Source organism: Streptomyces pratensis (assembly GCF_037137275.1).
Taxonomy (GTDB): Bacteria; Actinomycetota; Actinomycetes; order Streptomycetales; family Streptomycetaceae; genus Streptomyces; species Streptomyces pratensis_B.
Genome location: NZ_JBBBEN010000097.1, coordinates 154,291 through 156,541, shown reverse-complemented (window position 1 = coordinate 156,541; position 2,251 = coordinate 154,291). Strand labels below are relative to the sequence as shown.

Below are 2,251 nucleotides of genomic sequence, written 5' to 3'. Positions count from 1 at the left end.
CGGGCCGGGGAGTTGGCGTTCTGGCCCTGGTTTTTGTATCGTGATGGAACAAAGTAACCCCCGCCTTCACTCCCTGACCGGTGGGCGGGGGTTGCTCTGATACCGCGTCCCGGACCGCACACCCGCCCACCGCCCGGGGCAGTCATGCGTCGCGGCACCCGCGTCCGGGCCGTTGACCCGCCACCCCCAGCGTTCTGGAGAACCCCGTGACGGCCACCGTCCTCACCGCCAAAGCCCTTCTGCTCGACATGGACGGGACCCTCGTGAACTCCGACGCGGTGGTGGAGCGCTGCTGGCGCCGCTGGGCGCTCCGGCACGGGCTGGACCCCCAGGCCGCCCTGAAGGTGGTGCACGGCCGCCAGGGGTACGCCACGATGGCCGTCCTGCTCCCGGACCGTCCCATGGAGGAGAACCACGCGGACAACCGGGCGATGCTCGCAGAGGAGACCGCCGACATGGACGGCGTCGTGCCGATCGGCGGGGCGTCCGCGTTCATGGCCGCGATCGCCGCCCTCCCGCACGCCCTGGTGACCTCGGCCGACACCGCGCTCGCGACGGCCCGGATGGGGGCGGCCGCGCTGCCGATGCCCGCCGTCCGCGTCACGGCCGAGCAGGTCGGCGAGAGCAAGCCGGACCCCGAGGGCTTCCTCAAGGGCGCGGTGGAGCTGGGCTTCGACGCAGCGGACTGCATCGTGTTCGAGGACTCCGAGGCGGGCGTCGCGGCGGGCCGTGCGGCCGGCATGCGCGTCGTGGGCGTCGGCCCGCGCGCCGCGGCCCTCGCGCCGGACGCCCACGTCGAGGACCTGACGCGGGTGCGGGTGGAGGCAGCCGGAGACGGCTCGGTCCGCCTGCACCTCAACGAGGCCTGAGACCGGCGGGCCGGGTTCGGGCACTTCCGGGCCGCGCGCCGACTCGCAACGGGCGCCGGCCCTCCATCGCCCCCCTCCCGCCGCCCCCCCGGGCCGGCCGCTCCCCACAGCCGCTCCCACCGCTCCTCCCGCCGCCCGGCCCGGCCGCCGCCCCCTCGGGGCCCCCGACAGGGACCGCGGCCCCATCAGCTCCCCCGGGGGAAGGTTCAGCCCCCGCTCAATTCCCCCGGGGGCCCCACCCGCCGCGCGCTCGCGCCGGGAGCCTGACGCGAGCACCCCGGCCACCGCCCTAAGCGGGGCGACCGGGCGACGACGCGAACCCCGGGCGGGTCCGCCGGAAGCGGCACACGGCTGCGACGCGGCGGGCCCGGCCGCGCCCCGTCGGCCGAGGGGGCGCACTCCGACCGGGCAAGCGCCGGACAGACGCTCACATTCCGCGCCACAGACGTCCGATGACCCGCTCGCGCGCCCACGCGACCCGTCACACCCCTTGCACACCCCTTGATGTGACGTGCACATGTCGCCACGCTGTCACCTGACGCCCACCCCACAGAAACCTGGCGTCGCCACGCTGGCGGGACGTCACACGTCAGCCGCCCAAGCACCCCCCACGTCAAGGGAGTTCGCATGTCCGGTGTCTACGCGCGTCGCCTCTCCGTCGCCGCCGCGACGGCAGCGCTCGTCGCCACGTCCGCCCTGTTCACCGCGCCGACCGCACAGGCCGCCATGCCCACCCCGGTCAGCGCGTCGACCGCACGGGCCTACCTCGGCGGGCTCGACGTCAGCGCGGAGGGCTCGTCCAGCGGCTACAGCCGCGACAAGTTCCCGCACTGGGTCACCCAGTCGGGCGCCTGCAACACCCGCGAGGTCGTCCTCAAGCGCGACGGCACGAACGTCCGGCAGGACGGTTCCTGCGCCGCGGTCAGCGGCAGTTGGTACTCACCGTTCGACGGGGCCACCTGGCACGCCGCGTCCGACGTGGACATCGACCACATGGTCCCGCTCGCCGAGGCCTGGCGCTCCGGCGCGAACAGCTGGACCAACGCCCGGCGGCAGTCGTTCGCCAACGACCTGGCCCGCCCTCAGCTCATCGCGGTCACCGACAACGTCAACCAGTCCAAGGGCGACAAGGACCCGGCGGAGTGGATGCCACCGCGCACCGCCTACCGGTGCACGTACGCCCGCGCCTGGGTCCACGTGAAGCATTCCTACGGCCTGAGCGTGGACTCGGCCGAGAAGAGCGCACTGCAGTCGATCCTCAACGCCTGCTGACCGGCGCACCGCCTTCCCGTACGCACACGGCCCCCCGCCCGCCCGGAGGCCCACGGGCTCGCGCACGGGCCCGCCGCGCGACCGCCCGGGACCGACACCCCCGTCCGCGC

2 protein-coding genes are annotated in these 2,251 nt (G+C 74.8%); both read left to right on the top strand.

The features are described from left to right. Positions 1-206: 206 nt before the first annotated feature. Positions 207-869, top strand: a complete 663-nt coding sequence (locus tag V9U70_RS23015) for an HAD-IA family hydrolase (protein WP_336678109.1) — start codon at positions 207-209, stop codon at positions 867-869. 627 nt (positions 870-1,496) lie between these two features. Next, positions 1,497-2,141, top strand: coding sequence for an HNH endonuclease family protein (locus V9U70_RS23010; protein WP_336678108.1), 645 nt, complete (start codon positions 1,497-1,499; stop codon positions 2,139-2,141). The last annotated feature ends 110 nt before the right edge of the window (positions 2,142-2,251 follow it).

What these genes read in the sequence shown, in the direction of transcription:
- V9U70_RS23010 (WP_336678108.1), top strand. Translation starts at nt 1,497, where the DNA reads ATGTCCGGTGTCTACGCGCGTCGCCTCTCCGTCGCCGCCGCGACGGCA.